The organism is Telluria sp. GW821-FHT07G12 (genome assembly GCF_059418525.1).
In genome coordinates this window covers 528,712-552,057 of sequence record NZ_JBWKQA010000004.1, presented here as the reverse complement: position 1 = coordinate 552,057, position 23,346 = coordinate 528,712, and the positions used below count along the sequence as shown (strand labels likewise).

The following is a 23,346-nucleotide window of genomic DNA, read 5'->3' as shown; positions in this document are numbered from 1 at the left end:
ACGTAGAGATACGTGAAAAAGATGCGTGATGACGCCTATATCCGAAACTCATAACTGAGCAAATTTTGAATAAAACGGAAGGTTTGTGACTGCCGAGCACAAATGCCGACCACTGTTCCAGACGAAACAATGCTTCAAAAGCCATCGGCACTACGCTGTGCGCAGTGACTCGGGCGAAAGCAAAGGTTTGTAACCGATTGAGACTTGCCAAGTCGCGCCGTGTCACAAAAGGCAGTCCTTCGCAGTCTCAGGTATGCCTTACAGGCGAGCCGCAGCCTGGCGCAGCAGGCTGTCGACGCTGTCGAAGTCGGCAGGCTTGGTCAGATGGGCGTCGAACCCGGCGTTATTCGAACGCTGCCGGTCCTGTTCCGCTCCCCAGCCAGTCAGGGCAACCAGCATTGCAGCTCCCATCCCGGCGATTTTGCGCATGGCTAGCGCGACCTCGAAGCCACTCAGATCAGGCAGGCCGATGTCGAGGAATACCACTTGCGGCAGGAATAGGCCGGCTTGGGCCAGCGCCGCAGCACCGTTGTGCGCCAGCACAACCTCATGGCCGCACATACCGAGCAAGGCGCCCATGGTTTCGGCCGCATCGATATTGTCGTCGACGACCAGTACGCGCAGCCTGTCCGTCTGTCCTGCACCGGCAGTGCCGTTCCGGGCCATTGGACCGGCATCGGTCACGGACTCGTCTGGCGCTTGACGCGGCAGGCGCACGGTAAAGCGGCTGCCCTGCCCGGCGCCGGCACTTTCTGCCGCTACCGCACCACCATGCAGCTCGACCAGACGTTTAACGAGATTCAAACCGACACCCAGTCCGCCCTGCCCCATGCCCTCGCCCTCGTGCACTTGGGTGTACATGTCGAAAATACTGGACAGCTTGCATAGATCGATGCCGATGCCATTGTCGGTCACGGAAATCACGGCATCATGGCGGTCAAGCCGGAGTTCGACGGCAATCCGTCCGCCCCGTGGCGTGTACTTGGCCGCATTGTTGAGCAGATTGCTTAGTACCTGGGCGATGCGGTGGCGGTCGATGAGCATGAGGACACCGGCGTCCAACATGTGCATCTCGAGATGGTGGTCACCGGCGCGGATCAGCGGCATGCTCATTTCTACGGCATCCTGCACCACTGCATCCAGCATTACTTGGACGGGTTTCAGCTCGACTTTTCCTTCTGACAAACGTGCCATGTCGAGCAAGTCGTCGACGAGGTGCACCATATGATCGACTTGGCGCTGCATCATGCCCTGCACCTTGGTAGCGTTCTCCGCCGTAGGACTGACGCGTATGAGTTCCAGGCCCGTACGGATCGGAGCCAGGGGATTGCGCAGTTCGTGCGCCAGGGTGAACAGGAACTCGCTCTGCATGCGGTTCCTTTCCGTCATTTCCTGCTGCAGCATGGTGCGGTCATGCACGTCGATCACGGTGCCGACGTAGCCATCGTAGTTGCCGTCCGCATCGATGCGCGGGGTACCGGCGTCGATACACCAGCGATAAGCACCATCGTCGCGGCGCAGGCGGTAATCGATCGCGAATGGCTTGCGCTCTCGACTCGCACTCATAAAGATGTCCGTGGTGCGAGGCAGGTCGTCCGGATGGACACTGTCCAGCCAGCCCAGGCCGAGGTCCCGTTCCGGTGTGCCGCCGGTGTAGTCGTACCATTGCTGGCTCAGGTAGGTGCAACTGTCGCTCTCGTCGGTGGTCCACAGCATGACCGGCGCACGGTCGATCAAAGAACGGAAATACGACTCGCGCAGCGCCATTTCCTGCTGGCGGTGGCGACGTTCGCGCGCCTGCGCGACTTGGCGTTGTATGCGCGCCAGCAATTCGTTGGCGGCGAAAGGCTTGACCAGATAGTCATCGGCACCCGCCTGCAAGCCTTCGATCTTGGCTTCTTCGCCGGCACGCGCCGAGAGCAGGATTACCGCCAGGTGACGCAAGGATTCGGTGGCGCGAATCCTTGCTATCAGACCGAAACCGTCCAACTTTGGCATCATCACGTCGCTCAGCAGCAAGTCGGGCGTGTCGCGCAGCAGTATCTCGAAGGCCGCCTCGCCGTCTGCGCATACGCTGACTTCGGCATATGGCTCTAGCAGCGACTTCAAGTAGGTGCGCATGTCGTTGTTGTCATCGGCAATCAGGATGCGCGGCTGCTGCGTTCGCGGCTGCGCCATGCCGGCATCCGGCTCCCGGCGCGCTGCAGGCGCCTCTTCGTCGGGCAGCCAGCGCAGGGCTTCTTCCACGAAGGCCGCGCCCATGCGCCGGACATCATCGCCCTGCATGGCAGCATCCGGCGCGGCGACCCTGTCCTCAGGCAGGTGGGCCCGACCGAAAGGAAGGTCGACGTCGAAGCGAGTGCCCTCACCCTGCACGCTGTATACACTGATTACACCGCCGTGCAGGCGCACCAGCTCCTGGATCAGCGCCAGGCCGATACCTGTGCCTTCGTAGGTACGGCCCGGCGTCCCCTCAATGCGGTGGAAGCGTTCGAACACGCGCGGCAACTCGTGCGCCGGGATGCCGCTACCGGTGTCAAGTACCGATAGCCGCGCCACGTCGCCGTGCCGCTTCAGGCTTACGGTGATGCCGCCTTGCAGTGTGAACTTGAAAGCGTTCGACAACAGATTGAAGACGATCTTTTCCCACATGTCGCGGTCGACATAGACCGGCTCGCCGAGGTCCTGCACATCGAGCGTGTACCTCAAGCCGCCTTTCGCCATGGCCGATTCAAATACGCTGGCCAGGTCGGCGGTCAGCTGTGGCAAATCGAGCGGCACATAATGGGCTTGCACGCGTCCCGCTTCGATGCGCGAGAAATCCAGCAGTGAGTTCACCAGCTTCAGCAAACGCAAGGCGTTGCCATGGGTCAGGCCAATGCGCTTGCGCTGTGCCGGACTCAGCGGCTCGGACTGGTCGGCCAGGGCATCGTCCAGCGGCCCGAGAATCAGGGTCAGCGGCGTGCGGAATTCATGCGAGACATTGGAAAAGAAGGCGGTTTTGGCGCGATCGATCTGGGATAGTTCCTCGGATCGACGCTGTTCTTTTTCGTACGCGACCACGTTGCCGACCGCAGTGCTTACAGCTGCACCCAGCCTTTCATAGAAATTCAGATAGGCCGCATCGAGCGCCCGCGCGGCACTGACGCCGGCCACCACGAAGCCGAATAGTTCCTGCTGGCCCGGCAACGTGATCGGCAACACCAGCGCCGAATCCGGCGCGGCCTCATAAGGGCCGCAAGGCGTGCTGCCAAAGCGGGCGCGCAAGCCGTCTACGCGTCGCACTTCACGCGCCTGCGCAGTACTCGCAAACGGCCAGAAGGTATCGCCGAGTTCCGTGACGACTGGTGCCAGCTCCGAATGACTGTCCAGGCCGGCGCCGCCGCGCAGCAGCAGACTATTGCTATCAGTATCGATCTGATAGACCAGCACAAAGGGCAAATCCAAGGAGAATTGTGGGTATTGCGCCGCGATGTCATACGCGATGTCACCGATCGTGCGGGCGTCGCCAATCGCCGCACTAAGGTCGCGAAGTATTTGCGTGCGACGCGCGTTCAGCACGGTTTCAGTCGCTTCCGTAATCGGGTGGAAGATGCCGCCGACCTCGCCCGATTCATCGCGGATCGGCGAAAACGAGAAGGTCATGAAAGCTTCTTCCAGATAGCCATGGCGATCGAGGAACATGCGCTGATCACGGATATAGGCGCCTTCCCCCTTGTGAGCGCGGTCGAAGGCGTTGCCGACTACGGGCAGGGCACTGGCCCAGATTTCCTTGAACGGCCCACCCATTGAACGCGGATGCAAGCCGCCGCAGATAGGGCGATAAGCATCGTTATAGATCTGAATATCGTGCGGCCCCCAGGCCACCAGGATCGGAAAGGTCGAGGACAGGCACAGGCTCACGGACGTGCGCAGGCTCTGCGGCCAGAGCTCCAGCGGACCGAGCGGAGAGGCCGACCAGTCCATGCTACGGATCAAGGCGCCCATCTCGCCGCCGCCTTTTAGCCAACTTAGGTCGTCATTTTTGACAGAATCATCGCTGTCCGCGGGCGATACGTTAGAGATTTGCATGGGAGACAGCATTTGATGACGAATATCATCACATTTTACTGAGTAAAGTAATTAAGCGTGTCGTAAATCTACCGTTCCTACCATCTGCAAGCGAAGTCGTCCGGAAATCCAGCATCAACGTGTTGAGCTGCCTGGCGCGGGGCTCGGCAAAACCGAGCGGTACGACCTGGTCGGCATCGCCATGCGCGACCATGGTTGGAACATCGAATTTTTTGAGGTCGGCGCGGAAGTAATACTGATCAGGCGCACAAGGCGACCGGCAACAAGCCCTGAGCTTTGTTAGCAGTAAATAGAAAAGCCCGCCGGCTTTTGCAGGTGGCGGGTTTTCATCCATGTGCTGCCGTTCCGATATAGTGGCGGTTACCGGACAGGAGCACCATCATGATCACGCCAACCCGCCTTTTCCTTCATTACCTCGGCAGATTGAAAGAGCTTCTGAACAGGATCGAAGCTTTTGACAGCGGCATTGCGGGTGAACATCTGCACCCGGATATGTCTCCGTTACTGCAGCAGGCAAAGACGGCGATCGGCTTTACCCTGCGCACCAGCTGCCCGCTGGCTGGGCGGGACATCGTCTCGTTCGGCAACGACGAGACCACCTTGCAGGGCGTATTGCTGGAGCTCGATTCGACGGCGGCGTATCTGGCGACGATTCCCGATGCGGACTTCCGCGACATCGATAGCCTGCGAGTGAACACGGCCGCAGGCTTTGCCAACCTGAGCATGCCGGCCTGGGACTACTACCTGATGTATGCCGTTCCTAACTTCTTTTTTCACTACACCATGGTGTACGCGATTGCCCGCCAAGCCGGTGTTCCTATCGGAAAAGCGGATTTCGACGGCTACCACCAATACCCGCCAGGATTCAGCTTTCAGAAATAAAAAAGCGGAGCTAGACCAGTAGCTCCGCCTTACTTACATCTTCCTGCTTACACGAACTTAGAACGGGATGTCGTCATCCATGTCCGAGAAGTTCGGGGCCGGTTTCGGCTGCGGACGGGCGGCCGGTGCCGGCGGGGCCTGGCGCGGAGCCGGGCGGCTCGGCGGGGCGTCGTAGCTGTCGCCGCCGCCACCGTAGCTGTCACCGCCGCTATAGCCGCCGGCGTCGCCGCCCATACCCTGGCGGCCGCCCAGCATCTGCATGTTCTCGGCGATGATGTCGGTTGCGTAACGCTCGATGCCGTCCTTGTCGGTGTACTTGCGGGTCTGCAGGCGGCCTTCGACGTAGACCGACGAGCCCTTCTTCAGGTACTGGCCGACGATTTCGGCGAGGCGGCCGAAGAACGAGATGCGGTGCCACTCGGTCAGCTCTTTCTGTTCGCCGCTGTTGCGGTCCTTCGACTTGTACGAGGTCGCCACCGCGATGTTGGCGATAGCGTCGCCGCTCGGCATGTAGCGGATTTCCGGATCGCGGCCGAGGTTGCCGACGATGATGACCTTGTTAACTGATGCCATGGTAAAGCTCCTTCAGATGTTGTGAGCCCTGACTCTGCACAAAGACTAAGCGTCAGGGAAATTAAGGTACTGCGTCCATTATTATGCCTGCTTGCACAGCTTTTCAGGCAACTTTTTGAGCGCCGCCGAGACCGTCGGACACTGAAGCGCCCGACCTGTTCTCAGACAGCGAAGATGGGGCCGAAGTGCCTGATTTGGAAGAGATTTCCATCAATATTTGTCGAGCCCACCTGACGTAGTAAAGCCTCCCGCGCCAAAAAAATTTTCGCTTTCTGGTGAGTCTGCCATTGAATTCCCCCGGCCCTCGACCAAATACGGAACTTAGCGTCGTATCGGCCCACCATGCCAGCTAGATAACGCAGCCACAGTTAATTCACGGTGCGTATACTACTGTGAATAAAAACAGGTAAACTAGTGAGTTCTCCTCGTCCGGCCCACAACCTTCGAAAGCCAGCAAAAACCTGATGGAAGAAATCCGAATCCGCGGCGCCCGCACGCACAACCTCAAGAACATCAATCTCGACCTGCCGCGCAACAAGCTGATCGTGATCACCGGCCTGTCGGGCTCCGGCAAGTCCTCGCTCGCCTTCGATACCCTGTATGCCGAGGGCCAGCGCCGCTACGTCGAATCGCTGTCGGCCTACGCGCGCCAGTTCCTGCAGCTGATGGAAAAGCCGGACGTCGACCTGATCGAGGGCCTGTCGCCGGCCATCTCGATCGAGCAGAAAGCGACCTCGCACAATCCGCGTTCGACCGTCGGCACCGTCACCGAGATCCACGATTACCTGCGCCTGCTGTACGCGCGCGTCGGCACGCCCTACTGCCCGGACCACTCGCACGAGCCGCTGACCGCGCAGACCGTCTCGCAGATGGTCGATGCCGTGCTGGCCATGCCGGAAGGGACCAAGCTGATGATCCTGGCGCCCGTGGTCGCGAACCGCAAGGGCGAGCACGGCGACCTGTTCGCCTCGATGCAGGCCCAGGGCTTCGTGCGCTTCCGCGTCCAGAGCGGCACCGGCGATGCCAGGATCTATGACGTCGACGACCTGCCGAAGCTGAAGAAGACGGAAAAGCACACGATCGACGTCGTGATCGACCGTATCAAGGTCACGCCCGAGATCAAGCAGCGCCTGGCCGAGAGCTTCGAGACCGCGCTGCGCATCGCCGATGGCCGCGCCGTGGCCTACGAGATGGACACCGCGAAGGAGCACATCTACTCGAACAAGTTCGCCTGCAACGTCTGCGGCTATTCGCTGCAGGAGCTGGAGCCGCGCCTGTTCTCCTTCAATAACCCGATGGGCGCCTGCCAGGAATGCGATGGCCTGGGCCACATCGAGTTCTTCGATCCGAAGCGCATCGTCGCCTTCCCGAACCTGTCGCTGGCCTCCGGCGCCGTGAAGGGCTGGGACCGCCGCAACCAGTTCTACTTCCAGATGCTGACCAGCCTGGCGCAGCACTACGAGTTCGACCTCGACAAGCCCTTCGAGCAGCTGCCGAAGACCGCCCAGGACGCCGTCCTGTTCGGCTCCGGCAAGAACACCGTGCCCTTCGCCTACGTGAACGAGCGTGGCCGCACCGTGATCCGCGAGCACACCTTCGAAGGTGTGGTGAACAACCTGCAGCGCCGCTACCGCGAGACCGATTCGATGGCGGTGAAGGAGGAGCTGGCCAAGTTCATCAACGAGAAGGAATGCCCGACCTGCGGCGGCGCGCGCCTGCGCACCGAAGCGCGCTACGTCAAGATCGGCAATGGCGAGCAGCAGCGCGCCATCTACGAGGTCGCCAGGACCCCGCTGCGCGACTGCCTGAGCTACTTCGACAGCCTGCAGCTGACCGGCGCCAAGAAGGACATCGCCGAGCGCGTGATCAAGGAAATCGTCGCGCGCCTGAAATTCCTGAACGACGTCGGCCTCGACTACCTGTCGCTGGACCGCAGCGCCGATACCCTGTCGGGCGGCGAAGCGCAGCGCATCCGCCTGGCCTCGCAGATCGGTTCCGGCCTGACCGGCGTGATGTACGTGCTGGACGAGCCCTCGATCGGCCTGCACCAGCGCGACAACGACCGCCTGATCGCGACCCTGAAGCACCTGCGCGACATCGGCAACAGCGTGCTGGTGGTCGAGCACGACGAGGATGCGATCCGCACCGCCGATTACATCGTCGACATGGGTCCGGGCGCCGGCGTGCATGGCGGCGCCGTGATCGCCGAGGGGTCGATCAAGGACATCATGAAGAACAAGGAGTCCTTGACCGCCGCTTACCTGAGCGGCCGGAAGAAGATCGAGGTGCCGAAGAAGCGCACCAAGGCCGATCCCGAGCGCATGCTGCATATCAGCGGCGCGACCGGCAACAACCTCAAGAACGTCACGCTGGAACTGCCGGTGGGCCTGCTGACCTGCGTGACCGGCGTGTCCGGCTCCGGTAAATCGACGCTGGTGAACGACACCCTGTTCCCGGCCCTGTCGCGCCACCTGTACGGCTCGCAGACCGAACCTGCGCCGCACACCGCGATCCACGGCTTGGAGCACTTCGACAAGGTGATCTCGGTCGACCAGGCGCCGATCGGCCGTACCCCGCGTTCGAACCCGGCCACCTATACCGGCGTGTTCACCCCGATCCGCGACCTGTTCGCGACGGTGCCGACCGCGAAGGAACGCGGCTATAGCGCCGGCCGTTTCTCGTTCAACGTCAAGGGCGGCCGCTGCGAAGCCTGCCAGGGCGACGGCGTGATCAAGGTCGAGATGCACTTCCTGCCGGACGTCTACGTGCCTTGCGACGTCTGCCACGGCAAGCGCTACAACCGCGAGACGCTGGAAGTCCAGTACAAGGGCAAGAACATCACCGAAGTGCTGGACATGACGGTCGAGGACGCGCACGAGTTCTTCAAGCCGGTGCCGGTGATCGCCCGCAAGCTGCACACGCTGCTGGACGTCGGCCTCGGCTACATCAAACTGGGCCAGAGCGCGACCACGCTGTCGGGCGGCGAGGCGCAGCGTGTGAAACTGTCGCTGGAGCTGTCCAAGCGCGACACGGGCCGCACGCTGTACATCCTCGACGAGCCGACCACCGGCCTGCACTTCGCCGACATCGACCTGCTGCTGAAGGTGATCCACCGTCTGCGCGACCAGGGCAACACGCTGGTGATCATCGAGCACAACCTGGACGTGGTCAAGACGGCGGACTGGATCGTCGACCTCGGTCCGGAAGGCGGCGCCGGCGGCGGCACCATCGTCGCCACCGGTACGCCGGAAGACGTGGCGAAGAACAAGGCCAGCGTGACCGGCAAGTACCTGAAGCCGCTGCTGAAGCAATAAGGTATAAGCGGTAACAGGAAGGAGCGCTGCGGCGCTCCTTTTTTTATTCTCCCGTCGCTAGCTGAAAACCCTCGTCCAGCCAGCCTGTCACCCCGCCGATCATCAACTTGACCGGCCGCCCCAGCCTGGCCAGCTGCAAGGCGCCGCGGTGCGCGCCATTGCAGTGCGGTCCGGCGCAGTACACCACGAACAGGGTCTCCATCGGGTACTCCTTCAATTTCGCCTCGACGATCTTCCCATGCGGCAGATTCAGGGCGCCCGGCACGTGGCCCTTTCCGTACAAAGCCGGCCCGCGCACGTCGAGCAGCACGAAGTCCTGCTGGCCGCTGGTCATCGCCTCGTGCACGTCGGCGCAGTCGGTCTCGTATTCGAAGGCCGCGCCGAAGTGAAGCGCCGCCTTGTCGCTGGGCGCCGCCGGTATGCTTGAAACTCCTGAAGCCATCGCAATCTCCTTTATATAAAGAGCTTGCAGTGTGCCTGTGAGGTGCAAAACCCGGCAGTGGCCGCGGCGACAGAAGCTGGTAACATCCGGACATCATGTCCCACCATGTCGCCATCCTCGCCTACGACAGGCTGTGCACCTTCGAATTCGGCTGCGCGGTCGAGCTGTTCGCGCTCGAGCGTCCCGAGCTGGGCGTGGCCTGGTACAGCTACGCGGTGTGCGCCGCCGAAGCGGGGCCCTTGCGCGCCGCCGGCGGCCTGGCGCTGCAGGTGCCGCACGGACTGGAGGCGCTCGACGCCGCCGACACCATCGTCATCCCCGGCTGGCGCGATGCGAACGAGCCGCCGCCTCCGCAACTGATCGATGCCCTGCGCCGCGCCCATGCGCGCGGTGCGCGCCTGTGCTCGATCTGCTCGGGCGCCTTCGTGCTGGCGCACGCCGGCCTGCTCGACGGCCGCAGGGCGACCACGCACTGGCGCTATTTCGACCAGCTAGCGGCCAGCTTCCCCGCCATCGACATCGAGCCCGGCGCCCTGTACGTCGAGGATGCGAACATCGTCACCTCGGCCGGCTCGGCCGCCGGCCTGGACATGCTGCTGCACCTGGTGCGCAGCGACTTCGGCGCCGACATCGCGAACAAGGTCGCCCAGCGCCTGGTCATTCCCGCGCACCGCGACGGCGACCAGGCCCAGTTGGTGGCGCGTCCGCTGCCGCAATCGAACGCCGACCCGATCGCCCGCACCATGGACTGGGCACGCGAAAACCTGCGCGCCGCGCACACGCTGGCCTCGATGGCGGAGCAGGCGAAGATGGGCGTGCGCACCTTCCAGCGCCGCTTCAAGGACCGCACCGGCGCCAGCCCGCTGGACTGGCTGGTGCGCGAGCGCGTCATGCTGGCCGCGCAGCTGCTGGAGACCCGCCCAAGCCTCGGCATCGAGGCGGTCGCCGACCTGGCGGGACTCGGTTCGCCCGAATCCCTGCGGCGCCACTTCCGCAGCCACGGCCTGCCCTCGCCGGCGCGCTACCGCAAGCATCGTCAACTCAGCCAACAAGCCATGCCATGAGCGATTTCCTGCTAGCCGCAGTCCACCACCTGATCGTGTTCGGCATCGCCTCGGTACTGGCGGCGGAAATCGCACTGATGCGGCCCGCGGCCATGTCGCCGCATACGGTACGATTATTGGGACGCTTCGATGCCGTCTACGGCGGCCTGGCGATGGCGATCCTGGTCGTGGGTTTCGCGCGCGTGTGGTTCGGCGCCAAGGGACCGGATTTCTACCTGCACAATCCGGTGTTCTGGGCCAAGATAGTCGCCTTCCTGGTGGTCGGGCTGGTGTCGATCCGCCCCACCCTGCGCATGCTGGCGTGGCAAAAGCTGTTGAAGGCGGATGCCGGATTCATGCCGCCGGCGCAGGAGATCGCCTCGCTGCGCCGCCAGCTGCTGCTCGAGATCCACGTGTTCGCGCTGATCCCGGTGCTGGCGGCCGCGATGGCGCGCGGTATAGGCTACTAAGCGCGGCTACCAGGTTAATCGTCCGAATACAAGGGCTGGTGCATCTTCACCGGCCGCACGTCCATCCTGATCCGGTAGATCGAATAGGCATCCTCGCGGTTGGTGGCGTACTCCTTCGTATCGGGCACTTTGGTGAAGGTGAATTCGAAGCCGCGTTCCGGCGTCTTGCTGCCGGGTCCTTCGAAGGCGATGCCGACCGCACGCTGCTGGTCGCTGTCCACCAGCTTTTCCAGCAGGTTGACCACCGAGGTATTCCCCAGGATGTCGGTGGTGAAAACCGATTCGCGGTGCTCGCGGTCGATGTTCTTCAGCGGCTCCTTGTCCGGGCCCGGCGAATAGGCGCGGTTGACGAGGTTGAAACGGTCGCCGCTGTCCAGGTAGCTGATGCGCGCGTTCGACAGGTTGAAGTTCGGCCGCGTCTTGTCCGTGGTGGCGCCGGCCAGGTCGAGCACCAGCGCGCCGCGATAGCCGATGATGGTCACGTCGCGCGAGGGCCCCACCACGGCGGCCGTGTTCTCGTCGATGCCCAGTCCCAGCGTGTAGCCCTTGGCCAGCATCACCGGCAGCATGCGCGCGAAGCGGCCGCGGATCAGGAAGTGCTGGTCGATGAAGACGTCCTCGCCGACGAAGCCGAGTCCGGGCGCGACGTCCTTGCCGTCCGTGATGCCGTGCTTCAGCATCGGCAGCACTTCCAGCGGCGGATCGTAGAACATGGTGCTGCTCATGATGGCGGCGCCGGCGCTGGTGCCGGCGACGACGCCGCCTCGCCGGTACATCGCCCACAGCGCGTCCAGCACCGCCGTGTTGCTGCCGTCAGCACGGCGCAGCGAACCGGTGATGCGGGCCTGGTCGCCGCCGGTGAAGAAGGCGCCGCCGGCTTCGCGCACTGCTCTTGCTGTCGCCGGATCGTCGGCGGCCTTGCGCGCATCGGTATTGGCCAGGCGCGGCGCGACCGGCACCACGAAGGGCTGGGCGCCGTAGCGTTTCAGCGCCTCCACGGTAAGCTTCCCTTCGCGGTCCGGCGTGCCAGCGGCGGTCGGGAACACGGCAATGCGCGCGCCCTTGCCACCGGCCAGATCGACGATCTTCTGGTACACCTCGGCATTGTTGGCGCGCAGGCCGCCGCCGATGATGACCAGCGAACCCTTGGGAGCCTCCGCCGCGCCGGCGCTGGAAACCACCAGCGCCAGCACAAAACACCATCTCTTCAGCATACGACACCCATCACTTGAACGAGTAGTTCGCACTCACGAAAGCGTTGCGGCCGCGTGGGTCCGTGTAGCTCGGATCATACCCGGCCAGGAAGAACCAGGCCTGGTTCGAGAACGGCGGATCCTTGTCGAGCAGGTTCAGGATGCCGGCGCGCAGCTTCAGGTTCTTGCCGATCGCCCAGCTGCCGGTCAGGTCCCACAGCGAATAATGCTTCACGTGGTTCGGCGCCAGCAGGGCGTCGGTGAACGGGTCGTAGGTCGTGTTCTGGTCGGTGTAGCTGGACGAGAACTGGTTCGCCAGCGTCAGCGAGACCGGGCCGTTTTCCCATTCGAAGTTGACGCGGTGGCGCCACTTCTGGATCACCTGATCGTTCAGGAACACGCCGAGGTTGCTGCGATAGGGCTCGTTCGGACCGAACTGGCGGTCGTACTTCAGGATCCAGGTGCCGGACAGGTTGATGCCGAATCGTCCCCAAGCCCCGCGATCGCTGCGCCAGTCGGCGCCAATGTCGATGCCCGAGGTCTTCAGGCGGCCCTGGTTTTCCTTCACCAGGAGGATGTTCTCGATGAAGCCGTCCTCGTCGCGCGTGATGTACTTGCCGTTATAGGCGGCCGGGTTCTCGATGATGACCTGTTCGCCCAGGGTGCTGATGACGTCCTTCTTCTCGATGTTCCAGTAATCGACCGAGAGGCTGGTCCGCTTGACCGGCTCGAACACCACGCCCAGCGTGAACTGGCGCGACTTCTCCGGCTTCAGGTTCGGGTTCGAGCGGCGCTCCACGCCCCACTGGTCGGTACAGGTGTCGATGCTGCCTTCCTGCTTCACGCACTGCGGATCGGTCAGGATGCCGGCGGTGGTGCCGAAGATGGTCGGGCGGTTCAGATCCGACAGCGAAGGCGCGCGGAAGCCGGTGCCGACCGAAGTGCGCAGCAGCAGCGCCGGGGACGGCTGCCAGCGCAGGCCGATCTTCGGATTGGTGGTGTTGCCGACTTCGCTGTAGTGGTCGAAGCGCACCGCAAACTGCATCTCCAGCTCTTTGGTGAAGGGCGCCACCACTTCGGCGAATACCGAGGCCACCTTGCGGGTGTCGTCGGCGGTTTCGACGTCGAGCAGCTGGCCGGCCGGGATGGTGCTGTCACGGTCGCCGGCGATGTTGTTCGAATTGAGCAGGTCCGAAGGCGTGAACAGCTGGTGCTCGTGGCGCAGTTCGCCGCCGATGGCGACGGCGAGATCGCCGCCGGCCAGCGCAGTCAGGGCGCGCGACATCTTGCCGTCCAGCGAAGTGGACACGCCCTTGGCCTTGCGCGCCTCGTCGCTGATCTTGATGCTGTTGATCAGGTCGATGCCGGCCTTGGTCGAGGGCGCGAAGGGATTCACGGTGCCGTTGCGCACCGCGGCGTCGAACTGGTCGAACAGGACGTAGCCGTTCACGTACTTGTCGACCGCGCGGTTCTCGGCACGCGACAGGGCCGCATCGTAGTCCCAGCCGGCCACGGTGCCGGTGGCGCCCAGCACCAGGCGCTGGCCGGTACTCTTCACTTCGTTGCTGCGGTTGCCGGCTTCGCTCATGCGGTAGCGGATGCCGCCGAAGGTCGTCGGCAGGTCGGCGCCGGAAAGCGCGTTGCGGTAGGCCGTCGGCAGGATGCTGACCGGCAGGTTGCGGATGCGGATCGGGTTCGGCGACAGCACATACTTGGTGTTCGTCTCGGTCTGCACCAGTTCCGCGAACAGCTGGTTCTCCGGGTTCAGCTGGAAGGTCGCGCGGCCGATGAAGCCGACCTTGCGCGAGTCCGGATAGATCTCGGTGTCTTCCATGTAGTCGTAGCTGCAGCCGGCCACGCCGCCCGGGCCCTTGGCCGCGTACACGGTGGCGGGCGGATTGCAGCCCGGCGCGCTCGGGTTGACGCGGCTGACCCGGCTGCCGGCCGGCAGCAGGCCGGCGGCGATCAGGGCGGCGCGCTGCGCTGCCGAGATGTCGACGTTGGCCGGGAAGGTGTTGCTGGACATCTGGGCCGGCAGGGTGGTCGCCAGCTCGCGCTCCTTGATGAAGCTGCGCTGGCCCGAGCGCAGGCGGTCCAGCTGCTGCACGTCCAGCACGCCGAACACGTTGAAGCGGTCGGACTCCAGGTTGCCGAAACCGGCGCTGATGCTGGCGGTCTTCTTGCCGGCGCCGCCGTGCTGGGTGCCGGCCAGCGAGCCGGCCAGGTCGATGCCGGTATAGTCCTTGCGGGTGATGAAGTTGATCACGCCGCCGATCGCGTCGGTGCCGTAGATGGCCGAGGCGCCGTCCTTCAGCACCTCGACGCGCTGGATGGCGCCGGCAGGGATGTTGTTCAGGTCGACGCTGGCGTTGTCGCCGGGCGAAGCGAAGTTGGCCAGGCGCCGGCCGTTCAGCAGCACCAGGGTCGACGAGGCGCCGATGCCGCGCAGGTTGGCCGCGTTCAGGCCGCGCTGGCCCGAGGTGCCGTCCGTGATGCTGGGGCCGTCCGTGATCGGCGCCGTGTTGGCGCTGATGTTCTTGACCAGTTCCGCGGCGGTGGTGGCGCCCATCTTCTCGATGTCCTCGCGGGTGATCGTCTGCACCGGCAGGGCCGTCTCGCTGTCGATGCGCTTGATCGAGGAACCGGTGATCTCCACGCGCTGCATCTTCGGCTCCTGTACCGCCTGCGCGTGCGCCTGCTGTGCAATCAGGCCGAGTGCCGCGGCCACGCTCGACGCCAACATCCTTTTTTTCATGCTTTGCTCCCTCTCGGTATCTGGGTGATGACTCAGGACTTCTTCACACTGCTGCGCCTGCGGGCGCCTTCCTTTTTCTGCGTGCTGCCGGTACGAACCTGGTGTTCGCCGTAGAGGTAGGCGGCAATGGCCTCGGTATGGCGGGCCGCCTTGGCCACATTGGCCTTGTTGGAGGTCATCAGCGACACCGCCAGCGCTTCGATCACGGCCAGCGTGCTGCTGCCGCTGCTGGGCAGCACCGGGTGCGCACTGTGCGCATACAGCACGTGATGCCCCAGTTCGGCGAGCGGGGACGCGGGCGAATCGGTGATGGAGACGACGGTTGCGCCGCTGTCGCGTGCAAACCGGGTGAGCGGCACCACGGCCAGCGTATAGCGCGGGAGGGAGATCACGACCAGCACGTCCTTGCTGGTGATATTGGCCAGGTGGCTGGCCGCGACTTCGGTGCCGCCGCTGGCGGCCACTTCGACCACGTGCTGGCAGAAGGGCTGCAGATGCATGGCGAGTGTGCCGGCCAGGAAGGTCGATAACCCAAAGCCCATCACGTACACGGTGCGGGCCTTGGTGAACACGGCGCCGATGCGGTCGAGCTGGGCGCCGTCCAGCGCGCGGCTGGTGGCAGTGATGCCCGCCTCGGCGTAGCTCAGGCTTTCGAGTGCCGGCGATGCTGCCGCGGCCTTGCGGGCGATGGTGCTGCGCAGCTTTTCGACCGGCTGCAGCACCGATTGCAGGGTCTCCGCCACCGCGCCGCGCATCGCCGCATAGTTCTTGAAGCCGAGGTCACGGGCGAAGCGGCTGATGGTGGCGGTCGAGACTTCGCAGGCCTCGGCCAGTTCTTCGATGCCGAGCGCCGTCACGCGCACCTGGTTGCGCAGCAGGTAGTCGGCGATCGCGCGGTTCGAAGCCGATCCTTCCGCCAGTACCCGCAACAGGCTCCGGCCGAGCGAAGACTCGGCAAAACCGATGTCGGGCGAAGCGCTGGACGGAGCGGCAGGAGTCATCGTGAGCTGATATCAACGAATTAATATTTCCAAATTTAAACCACATGTCTTGACGAACTCAACATATTTTTGAAAAAAATCCATCATAGATTTACCTTGTGTAAAAATTCATACATAATCGGCCGGCACGCCGGAACCGGCCAGGAGACCCGTATATGCATGCATACGAACACGCACTCGCGACCGAGCCAGGCGTCGCTTCCTACCAGCTGACCTCCTTCCACTACGGCAGTCCCGGCAGCGGCAAGAAGGCGTATATTCAGGCTGCATTGCACGCGGACGAGGTACCGGCGATGCTGGTGGCGCACTTCCTGCGCCGCGAACTCGAACGGCTCGACCTTGAAGGCCGCGTGCACGGCGAGATCGTGCTGGTCCCGGCCGCGAATCCCATCGGCCTGTCGCAGGTCATGCAGGGCACGCCCTTCGGCCGCTTCGACTTCGGCACCGGCCTGAATTTCAACCGCGCCTTCCGCCACGTGGCCGAGGAACTGAAGGAGACGCTGGCCGGGCACCTGGGTGACGATGCGGCGGCCAACGTCGCCGCGATCCGCCGCGAGGCACGCGCCGCCATCGACCGCTGGGAACCGCTCGACCCGACCGCCCTGCTGAAAAAGACCCTGCTGGGCATGGCGATCGACGCCGACATCGTGCTCGACCTGCACTGCGATAACGAAGCCAAGCTGCACCTGTACACCGGCACGGCGCTGGCGGACCAGGTCAAGCCACTGGCGGCGCTGCTCGGCGCGCACGCCCTGCTGCTGTCGGATGCTTCCGGCGGGGAACCCTTCGACGAAGCCTGCAGCCGCCTGTGGTGGGAGCTCGCCGCCCACTTCGGCCCGCACACGCCGATTCCGCCGGCCTGCGCCGCGATCACGGTGGAACTGCGCGGCGAGATGGACGTGCGCTACGACTATGCTGAGCAGGATGCACAGGCGCTGCTGCAGTACCTGGCGCGCGAAGGCCTGCTCGACATCCCGCTTGCCGCCCTGCCGGCGCCGCTGTGCGAAGCCACGCCCCTGGAAGGCGTCGAGCCCCTGCATGCGCCGCAGTCGGGCGTATTGGTGTTTTTGAAGAAGCTTGGCGAGCAGGTTGCGGCCGGCGAGGCCGTCGCCGACATCGTCAATCCTGTTACCGGCGTCACGGCCACCGTGCGCGCCAGCCGCGGCGGGCTGCTGTTCGCCAGCACCGCGCATCGCCATCTGCTGCGCGGCATGCACATCTGTAAAATCGCGGGTGCCACGCCCTTCCGTTCCGGTTCCCTCTTGAGTCAATAAAGGAAGCAAAGAGCATGCGCCTGCGAATGCCCAATACCTTCGTGCTGTTGTTCTCGATCCTCGCGCTGATCGCGCTGGCGACCTGGTTCGTCCCCGGCGGGAAGTACGAGACCCACCTCGTGAACGGCAAGCAGCTGGTCGACCCGAACACCTTCCATTACGTGGCCAGTGCGCCGCAGGGACTGATCGCGCTGATGAAGGCGCCCATCAAGGGCTTCGTCGAGGCGGCACAGATCATCGCCTTCGTGCTGATCGTCGGCGGCGCCTTTTCAGTCGTGCAGAAGACCGAGGCGATCGATACCGCGATCCGATCGATCGCGCGGGCGCACGAGCACTCGGCGCTGGTGCGCGCAACCCTCATCCCGATCTTCGTGACCTTGTTTTCGCTGGGCGGCGCCACCTTCGGCATGAACGAGGAAGCGATTCCCTTCGTCCTGATCTTCGTGCCGCTGGCGCTGGCGCTCGGCTACGACACGATCACCGGCGTGGCCATCCCCTTCCTCGGCTCGCAGGCCGGTTTCGGCGCGGCCTTCCTGAATCCCTTCAACGTCGGCATCGCCCAGGGCATTGCCGGCGTGCCGGTGTTTTCGGGGATGGGTTACCGATTGATCGTGTGGGCCGCGGCGACCCTGGTCACGGTCCTCTTCCTGATGTGGTACGCGGCGCGCGTAAAGCGCAACCCGGCGCTGAGCCCGACCTTCGTGCTGGACCAGGCCCGGCGCCAGGAACATCCGGCGGCCATGTCCTCCACCGACCGCATGACGGGCCGCCACGCGGCGGTGCTGGCGATCTTCGCGCTCGCACTCGTCACGATGGTGATCGGCGTGGTGAAGTACGACTGGTTCATCGACGAAATCGCGGCCCTGTTCCTGACGATGGCGATCGTGGTCGGCATGGTCGGCCGCCTCGGCCCCGACAACTGGGTGGCCTCCTTCATGCAGGGCGCAAAAGACCTGGCGCCGACGGCGCTGGTGATTGCGATCGCGCGCGCGACCATGATCATCGCCCGCGACGCCCACATCATCGACACCATCCTGCACGGCCTGATGCCGCTGGTGCAGTCCAGCCACCCGGTGTTCGCGGCGCAGAAGATGTATCTGATCCAGTCGGTGATCAACTTCTTCATGCACTCGGGCACCGGCCAGGCCGCACTGACGATGCCGATCATGGCGCCGCTGGCCGACCTGGTGGGCGTGACGCGCCAGACCGCGATCCTGGCCTTCCAGCTGGGTGAACTCTCCACGCCGATGATCCCGACCTCGGGCATCACGGTGGGCGTGCTGGCGCTGGCGCGTGTGCCCTGGCTGACCTGGGCCAAGTGGATGATTCCGCTGCAGCTGATCTACCTGGTGCTGGCCTTGCTGCTGCTGGTGCCGCCCTGCCTCATGCAGTGGAGCTGAGCGGCCCGCGTATACGCCAGCGCCACCAGCCCAGGGTCAGCACGCCTGCCGCCAGCATGCCGAAGGGCGCAGGCTCGGGCACCGCACTCACGACCTGCAGGGAAAAGCTGTCGGCCTTGCCGTCCATGACCCAGTAACCGGGCGCATCCGGATTGCTCGGGCTGACGCCGATGTGGATGCTGCCCGAGAGTCCAGGCGCGCTCTCCAGATCGACAGGCGCCAGCGGCGTGGCACCGAAGCTGCCAGCCGGCCCGGTGATCGAGGCCGTGAAGGAGATATTGGCCGACGGCCCGAAATACACGTCCATCTGGTAGACGTCGATGCCGCTCGTGTCGTGATACAGGGTGGCGGAAGCGCCGCCCTGCGTGGTGGGGTGATAGGTCATGCCGCCGAGCTCGAAGTTCAGGTCGAAGTCGGTAAGCGGGTCCCACGCGCGGACGCTGCCGGGGCTGTAGGTTTCGCTGCCCGACTCGAATACCGCAGACATGGTCAGCGTGAAGGGCATCTGGTCCATGGCCTGGGCGTCGGGCCAGAAATCGTCGATGACCAGCGGGTTGGCATCGATGCGCCCGCTCGTCGACATGGTGACCGTGACCGGATCGGCCATCGCGGCGCATGGCAGGGCCAGCAGGAGCAGGCAAGGAAGTGAGCGCAGGCTGGGCATGGTGACCTCCGTATCCTCATGCGCCAAGTATAGGAACGGACGGGCGCAGTGGCGCACGTTAGGCCGGCGGAAATAAAAAGGGACAGGCGTATGAAGCCTGTCCCTTTCCGTATTGTGCGGCCGGTTTGCGTGAACCTGGCCGTCGTCTCCCCGCTTAAGCTCTCTTGGGCACGGGAGTGCCCACCCTACACTTACGCGCCCAGGCGCTGTTCCAGCTGCTGCTTGGTCGCCACCAGTTCCTGCGGCAGGCGATAAGCCAGCTTGTCGAACAGTTCGCTGTGCAGTTTCAGTTCTTCGCGCCAGGCGTCCTTGTCGATCGAGGTGATCTGCTGGAACTGGGCTTCGGTGAAGTCGATGCCGGTCCAGTTCAGGTCGCCATACGAAGGCGAGGTGCCGAACATGTGCTCGACGCCACCCTGGCTACCCTCGGTGCGGTCGAGGATCCACTTCAGGACGCGCATATTGTCGCCGTAGCCCGGCCACACGAAGTTGCCTTTCTCGTCGGTGCGGAACCAGTTGACGCAGAAGATCTTCGGCTGCGCAGCGACTTTCTTGCCCAGGTCCAGCCAGTGCTGGAAGTAGTCGCTCATGTTGTAGCCGATGAAGGGCAGCATCGCGTACGGGTCGCGGCGCACGATGCCCATCTGGCCGGCGGCGGCGGCGGTGGTTTCCGAACCCATGGTGGCGGCCATGTAGACGCCTTCGGTCCAGTTGCGGGCTTCGGTCACCAGCGGCACCGTGGTCGAGCGGCGGCCGCCGAAGATGAAGGCCGAGATCGGCACGCCGGCCGGATCGTCCCAGGCCGGGTCGATGACCGGGTTCTGGGTCGCGGCGACGGTGAAGCGCGCGTTCGGGTGCGCGGCCTTGGTGCCCGAGGCCGGGGTCCAGTCTTTACCTTGCCAGTCGATCAGGTGCGCCGGCGCTTCCTTGGTCATGCCTTCCCACCAGACGTCGCCGTCATCGGTCAGCGCGACGTTGGTGAAGATGACGTTCTCGCGCAGCGAGGCCATGCAGTTGGGGTTGGTCTTGTCGTTGGTGCCCGGGGCCACGCCGAAGTAGCCGGCTTCCGGGTTGATGGCGACCAGCTTGCCGTCCGCGCCCGGCTTGATCCAGGCGATGTCGTCGCCGATGGTGGTGACCTTCCAGCCTTCGAAGCCGCTAGGGGGGATCAGCATCGCGAAGTTGGTCTTGCCGCAGGCCGAGGGGAAGGCGGCGGCCACGTATTTCTTTTCACCTTGCGGCGATTCCACGCCCAGGATCAGCATGTGCTCGGCCAGCCAGCCGGTGCCGCCCTGCTGGGCTTCCTGGTAGCCCATGTTGGAAGCGATACGCAGCGCGAAGCATTTCTTGCCCAGCAGCGCGTTGCCGCCGTAGCCCGAGCCGAAGGACCAGATCTCGCGGGTTTCGGGATAGTGGACGATGTACTTGGTGGCGTTGCACGGCCAGCGCACGTCCTGCTGGCCTGCCTGCAGCGGCATGCCGACGCTGTGCACGCAGGGCACGAACTCGCCGGTCTCGCCCAGCACGTCGTACACGGCCTTGCCCATGCGGGTCATGATGCGCATGTTGACGGCCACGTAGGGCGAGTCGGACAGCTCGACGCCGATGTGGGCGATCGGCGAACCCAGCGGACCCATCGAGAACGGCACCACATACATGGTGCGGCCGGCCATGCAGCCGTCGAACAGGCCGTTCAGGGTCTGGCGCATCTCGTTCGGGTCGGTCCAGTTGTTGGTCGGACCGGCCTGTTCTTTCGTTGCCGAGCAGATGAAGGTGCGGTCTTCCACACGGGCCACGTCGCTCGGGTCCGAGCAGGCCAGATAGGAATTCGGGCGCTTCTCGGGATTCAGGCGCTTCATCGTGCCAGCCTCGACCATCAGGGCGCACAGGCGGTCATACTCTTCCTGGGAACCGTCGCACCAGTAGATGGCGTCGGGCTTGGTCAGGGCCGCGATATCGGCCACCCAATTGATGAGTTTGTTGTGCTTGATGTAAGCTGGGACGTTCAAAGCGGCGACGCCGCCCATGACGGGCTGGTTCATGAGTACCTCCAATGCCAATTAAGAATTCTTTGGGCCTCGAAAAGCCGGCTTCGCGTCACAGAGCCGCGGCTGGCAACGGTTTATCGAGGTTCCGTCTTGGTATTTCCCGCTCGGCAGATCGTCATCGTCATGGTCCCGGTACCGGGCCCGCGCTCAAGAATCCATTTGGCAATGGTTCGGCGCCGGGTAACGTGATGCGGCGGTCGTGTCGGCTGCTGGCCTCGATCAATGTCGCAAAAGTTAACAATGAGACATCGTCGGCCTTTATTTCTGGTCGATTCTACACCTGAAAAAATGCGTTTCAAATGCTTTCACAACAAAAATGTAGGAATTTTGGTTGACTAATCTAGTAGGTTATTCATCATCTTTTGAATCCGCGTTATTTCATTACTTACCCGTACGAAATTTACGAAAACTCTTATGAAAATAGCCATCCTTGACGATTACCAGGACGCCGTGCGCCAGCTGGATTGCTTTCAATTGTTGGACGGTCACGACGTTAAAGTGTTCACCAATTCGAGCCGCGGACTGGGCCAGCTGGCGATCCGCCTGGCCCCGTTCGACGCCCTGGTCCTGATCCGCGAGCGCACCGCCTTCCCGCGCGCCTTGCTGGCCAAGCTGCCGAACCTGAAACTGATCTCGCAGACCGGCAAGCTGGCCGGCCACGTCGACGTCGCAGCGGCCACCGAGCAAGGCGTCGCGATCGCGGAAGGCATCGGCTCGCCGGTCGCACCCGCCGAGCTGACCTGGGCGCTGATCATGGCCGCCAGCCGCAAGATCGTCCCCTACGCCAACAACCTGAAACAGGGCTTGTGGCAGACGGCGTCGATCAATCCGGAACTGAACGGCCTGGGCCGGACGCTGAAGGGACGTATTTTGGCGATCTGGGGCTACGGCAAGATCGGCCGCATGGTGGCCGGCTACGGCAAGGCCTTCGGCATGCAGGTCCTGGTGTGGGGCAGGGAGACCAGCCGCGCGGCGGCGGTGGCCGACGGCTACCAGGCGGCGCCAACGCGCGAGGCCTTTTTCGAACAGGCCGACGTGCTGAGCCTGCACCTGCGCCTGAACGATGCGACGCGCGGCATCGTCACGGCCGAGGACCTGTCGCGCATGAAGCGTGACGCGCTGTTCGTGAATACCAGCCGGGCCGAGCTGGTGGCGGAGAATGCGCTGGAGGAAGCCCTGCAGCGCGGGCGGCCGGGCTACGCGGCGCTGGACGTGTTCACCAGCGAGCCGCTGCCGGCGGAATCGCCGCTATTGAAGATTCCGACCGTGCTGGCGACGCCGCACCTGGGCTATGTGGAGAAGAACAGCTACGAGCTGTATTTCCGCGTCGCGTTCGAGAACGTGCTCAATTTCGCCAAGGGCCAGCCGACGAATATTTTGAATCCAGAGGCGTTGAAACGATGATCAACGCAACTCGGGCTCGCCCGTAAAATTGGGCTTACGCATCGGCATCTCATGCCGGCGCGTCCACAATCCAGCCCAGCCCGGCGGCCAGTCGATCGCGGGGCCGGCATACGCGGGCAGGCCGGCGCGCACCGGTACCACGGGCACCGGCGGCATCTCGACCAGGCCGCTGCCCTTGGGCTGCGGCGCCATGTCGAAACTGTACATGTAGCCCGGCAGCAAGGCATCGCAGACGCCGGCGAACCAGGCGGTGTGATCTTCGTCGCGGCCGAGCGCACGCGCCAGGCCTTCGGGGTCGAACTTCGCCAGCGCGTGGATCAGTTCGTCCGTGGTGGCGCCGGGCGCGTCTCCCCAGCCCATCACCGGATTGCCGTTGTAGTCGGCACCGGAGCCGTACCAGCCTTCGCGCCAGGGGCGCTGCATCCAGTCGCGCTGGCCGGTAAACAAATGCCAGCGCCAGTGCAGGCCGGAAGGCTTGGGCCAGGAGTGCAGGTAGAGCTTTTCGTAGCCGGCCTTGTGCAGCTCGCGCACCATGGCCATCAGGCGCGCGTGCGGCATGCGGTCCGGCGGCGAGCGGCGGAACAGGATGGCCTCGCCATCGGCGTGCTGCACTTCGTCGGTGGAAAGGTTGAGATCGAGCGTGCGCGGTTCGTTGCCGAAGCGCGCGGAGATCCATCCGGTCAAGAGATTGACGTGGACGATGACGCCATAACCGCGATGGCGATGAAAGATGACAGTGCCTGGAGCGACGGGTTTCATGTGATCAGTGTACTCATCCGATCCGAACGATTCTAGCGCACTCACATATGGAT

General features: G+C 63.9%; 17 protein-coding genes. 7 read left to right on the top strand and 10 right to left on the bottom strand.

Features of this window, described 5'->3' with window-relative positions:
* Positions 1–258 precede the first annotated feature (258 nt).
* Together AC07PE_RS18285 and AC07PE_RS18280 are read right to left on the bottom strand one after the other, a co-directional pair.
* On the bottom strand, positions 259–4,071 hold the full coding sequence (locus tag AC07PE_RS18285) for an ATP-binding protein (RefSeq protein ID WP_498766997.1): 3,813 nt from the start codon (positions 4,069–4,071) through the stop codon (positions 259–261).
* Between the two features lie 28 nt (positions 4,072–4,099).
* Positions 4,100–4,405: an alpha/beta fold hydrolase gene (locus AC07PE_RS18280; protein ID WP_498766995.1), complete on the bottom strand. Its 306-nt coding sequence runs from the start codon at positions 4,403–4,405 to the stop codon at positions 4,100–4,102.
* A gap of 47 nt (positions 4,406–4,452) precedes the next feature.
* Between AC07PE_RS18280 and AC07PE_RS18275 the strand changes: the two genes are divergently transcribed.
* Complete coding sequence (locus AC07PE_RS18275) at positions 4,453–4,953, top strand: DUF1993 family protein (RefSeq protein ID WP_498766993.1); 501 nt, start codon at positions 4,453–4,455, stop codon at positions 4,951–4,953.
* 57 nt (positions 4,954–5,010) lie between these two features.
* On the opposite strand, the gene ssb is transcribed toward AC07PE_RS18275, so the two are convergent.
* Positions 5,011–5,526 carry a single-stranded DNA-binding protein gene (gene ssb / locus AC07PE_RS18270; RefSeq protein ID WP_230027018.1) on the bottom strand — a complete coding sequence of 172 codons (516 nt, stop codon included), beginning with the start codon at positions 5,524–5,526 and terminating at the stop codon, positions 5,011–5,013.
* 464 nt (positions 5,527–5,990) lie between these two features.
* On the opposite strand from ssb, the gene uvrA reads away from it, so the two are divergent.
* The gene (gene uvrA / locus AC07PE_RS18265) at positions 5,991–8,840 is read left to right on the top strand and encodes an excinuclease ABC subunit UvrA (protein ID WP_498766991.1); all 2,850 of its coding nucleotides are present in this window, start codon (positions 5,991–5,993) and stop codon (positions 8,838–8,840) included.
* Between the two features lie 43 nt (positions 8,841–8,883).
* On the opposite strand, the gene AC07PE_RS18260 is transcribed toward uvrA, so the two are convergent.
* Positions 8,884–9,282 carry a rhodanese-like domain-containing protein gene (locus AC07PE_RS18260; protein ID WP_498766989.1) on the bottom strand — a complete coding sequence of 133 codons (399 nt, stop codon included), beginning with the start codon at positions 9,280–9,282 and terminating at the stop codon, positions 8,884–8,886.
* Positions 9,283–9,374: 92 nt separating this feature from the next.
* Here AC07PE_RS18260 and ftrA point away from each other — a divergent pair, with 92 nt between their 5' ends.
* Positions 9,375–10,346: a transcriptional regulator FtrA gene (gene ftrA / locus AC07PE_RS18255; protein ID WP_498767140.1), complete on the top strand. Its 972-nt coding sequence runs from the start codon at positions 9,375–9,377 to the stop codon at positions 10,344–10,346.
* A complete protein-coding gene (locus AC07PE_RS18250; RefSeq protein ID WP_498766987.1) occupies positions 10,343–10,795 on the top strand; it encodes a DUF2214 family protein in 453 nt (150 codons plus the stop codon). The genes ftrA and AC07PE_RS18250 overlap by 4 nt, the downstream gene beginning before the upstream one ends.
* Before the next feature lie 14 nt (positions 10,796–10,809).
* On the opposite strand, the gene AC07PE_RS18245 is transcribed toward AC07PE_RS18250, so the two are convergent.
* Genes AC07PE_RS18245 through AC07PE_RS18235 form a run of 3 tightly spaced genes read right to left on the bottom strand, consistent with a single transcriptional unit; the run spans position 10,810 to position 15,744 of the window.
* Complete coding sequence (locus tag AC07PE_RS18245; RefSeq protein ID WP_498766985.1) at positions 10,810–12,009, bottom strand: cyanophycinase; 1,200 nt, start codon at positions 12,007–12,009, stop codon at positions 10,810–10,812.
* A 10-nt stretch (positions 12,010–12,019) separates the two neighbouring features.
* Positions 12,020–14,743 (bottom strand): TonB-dependent receptor, encoded by a 2,724-nt coding sequence (locus tag AC07PE_RS18240; protein WP_498766983.1) that lies wholly within the window; start codon positions 14,741–14,743, stop codon positions 12,020–12,022.
* A gap of 32 nt (positions 14,744–14,775) precedes the next feature.
* Entirely contained in the window at positions 14,776–15,744 is a 969-nt protein-coding gene (locus AC07PE_RS18235; protein WP_498766981.1) for a MurR/RpiR family transcriptional regulator, read from the bottom strand.
* A 155-nt stretch (positions 15,745–15,899) separates the two neighbouring features.
* Here AC07PE_RS18235 and AC07PE_RS18230 point away from each other — a divergent pair, with 155 nt between their 5' ends.
* Together AC07PE_RS18230 and AC07PE_RS18225 are read left to right on the top strand one after the other, a co-directional pair.
* On the top strand, positions 15,900–17,018 hold the full coding sequence (locus tag AC07PE_RS18230; protein ID WP_498766979.1) for a succinylglutamate desuccinylase/aspartoacylase family protein: 1,119 nt from the start codon (positions 15,900–15,902) through the stop codon (positions 17,016–17,018).
* Between the two features lie 14 nt (positions 17,019–17,032).
* Complete coding sequence (locus AC07PE_RS18225; protein WP_498766977.1) at positions 17,033–18,418, top strand: YfcC family protein; 1,386 nt, start codon at positions 17,033–17,035, stop codon at positions 18,416–18,418.
* Here AC07PE_RS18225 and AC07PE_RS18220 read toward each other — a convergent pair.
* Both AC07PE_RS18220 and AC07PE_RS18215 read right to left on the bottom strand, forming a co-directional pair.
* Positions 18,402–19,082 (bottom strand): hypothetical protein, encoded by a 681-nt coding sequence (locus AC07PE_RS18220; protein WP_498766975.1) that lies wholly within the window; start codon positions 19,080–19,082, stop codon positions 18,402–18,404. The two genes, AC07PE_RS18225 and AC07PE_RS18220, sit on opposite strands and share 17 nt — an antisense overlap.
* A gap of 191 nt (positions 19,083–19,273) precedes the next feature.
* Entirely contained in the window at positions 19,274–21,124 is a 1,851-nt protein-coding gene (locus AC07PE_RS18215; RefSeq protein ID WP_498766973.1) for a phosphoenolpyruvate carboxykinase (GTP), read from the bottom strand.
* Positions 21,125–21,544: 420 nt separating this feature from the next.
* Between AC07PE_RS18215 and AC07PE_RS18210 the strand changes: the two genes are divergently transcribed.
* A complete protein-coding gene (locus tag AC07PE_RS18210) occupies positions 21,545–22,534 on the top strand; it encodes a D-2-hydroxyacid dehydrogenase family protein (RefSeq protein WP_498766971.1) in 990 nt (329 codons plus the stop codon).
* Here AC07PE_RS18210 and AC07PE_RS18205 read toward each other — a convergent pair whose 3' ends face one another.
* Complete coding sequence (locus AC07PE_RS18205) at positions 22,535–23,293, bottom strand: L-asparaginase (protein WP_498766969.1); 759 nt, start codon at positions 23,291–23,293, stop codon at positions 22,535–22,537.
* Between the last annotated feature and the right edge of the window lie 53 nt (positions 23,294–23,346).

Excerpts from the sequence above, each read along its gene's own strand:
- AC07PE_RS18280 (WP_498766995.1), bottom strand. The coding sequence starts at position 4,405 with ATGGATGAAAACCCGCCACCTGCAAAAGCCGGCGGGCTTTTCTATTTA.
- AC07PE_RS18230 (WP_498766979.1), top strand. The coding sequence starts at position 15,900 with ATGCATGCATACGAACACGCACTCGCGACCGAGCCAGGCGTCGCTTCC.
- uvrA (WP_498766991.1), top strand. The coding sequence starts at position 5,991 with ATGGAAGAAATCCGAATCCGCGGCGCCCGCACGCACAACCTCAAGAAC.
- AC07PE_RS18235 (WP_498766981.1), bottom strand. The coding sequence starts at position 15,744 with ATGACTCCTGCCGCTCCGTCCAGCGCTTCGCCCGACATCGGTTTTGCC.
- AC07PE_RS18285 (WP_498766997.1), bottom strand. The coding sequence starts at position 4,071 with ATGCAAATCTCTAACGTATCGCCCGCGGACAGCGATGATTCTGTCAAA.
- ssb (WP_230027018.1), bottom strand. The coding sequence starts at position 5,526 with ATGGCATCAGTTAACAAGGTCATCATCGTCGGCAACCTCGGCCGCGAT.
- AC07PE_RS18245 (WP_498766985.1), bottom strand. The coding sequence starts at position 12,009 with ATGCTGAAGAGATGGTGTTTTGTGCTGGCGCTGGTGGTTTCCAGCGCC.
- AC07PE_RS18215 (WP_498766973.1), bottom strand. The coding sequence starts at position 21,124 with ATGAACCAGCCCGTCATGGGCGGCGTCGCCGCTTTGAACGTCCCAGCT.
- AC07PE_RS18220 (WP_498766975.1), bottom strand. The coding sequence starts at position 19,082 with ATGCCCAGCCTGCGCTCACTTCCTTGCCTGCTCCTGCTGGCCCTGCCA.
- AC07PE_RS18210 (WP_498766971.1), top strand. The coding sequence starts at position 21,545 with ATGAAAATAGCCATCCTTGACGATTACCAGGACGCCGTGCGCCAGCTG.
- AC07PE_RS18205 (WP_498766969.1), bottom strand. The coding sequence starts at position 23,293 with ATGAAACCCGTCGCTCCAGGCACTGTCATCTTTCATCGCCATCGCGGT.
- AC07PE_RS18240 (WP_498766983.1), bottom strand. The coding sequence starts at position 14,743 with ATGAAAAAAAGGATGTTGGCGTCGAGCGTGGCCGCGGCACTCGGCCTG.
- AC07PE_RS18260 (WP_498766989.1), bottom strand. The coding sequence starts at position 9,282 with ATGGCTTCAGGAGTTTCAAGCATACCGGCGGCGCCCAGCGACAAGGCG.
- AC07PE_RS18250 (WP_498766987.1), top strand. The coding sequence starts at position 10,343 with ATGAGCGATTTCCTGCTAGCCGCAGTCCACCACCTGATCGTGTTCGGC.
- AC07PE_RS18275 (WP_498766993.1), top strand. The coding sequence starts at position 4,453 with ATGATCACGCCAACCCGCCTTTTCCTTCATTACCTCGGCAGATTGAAA.
- AC07PE_RS18225 (WP_498766977.1), top strand. The coding sequence starts at position 17,033 with ATGCGCCTGCGAATGCCCAATACCTTCGTGCTGTTGTTCTCGATCCTC.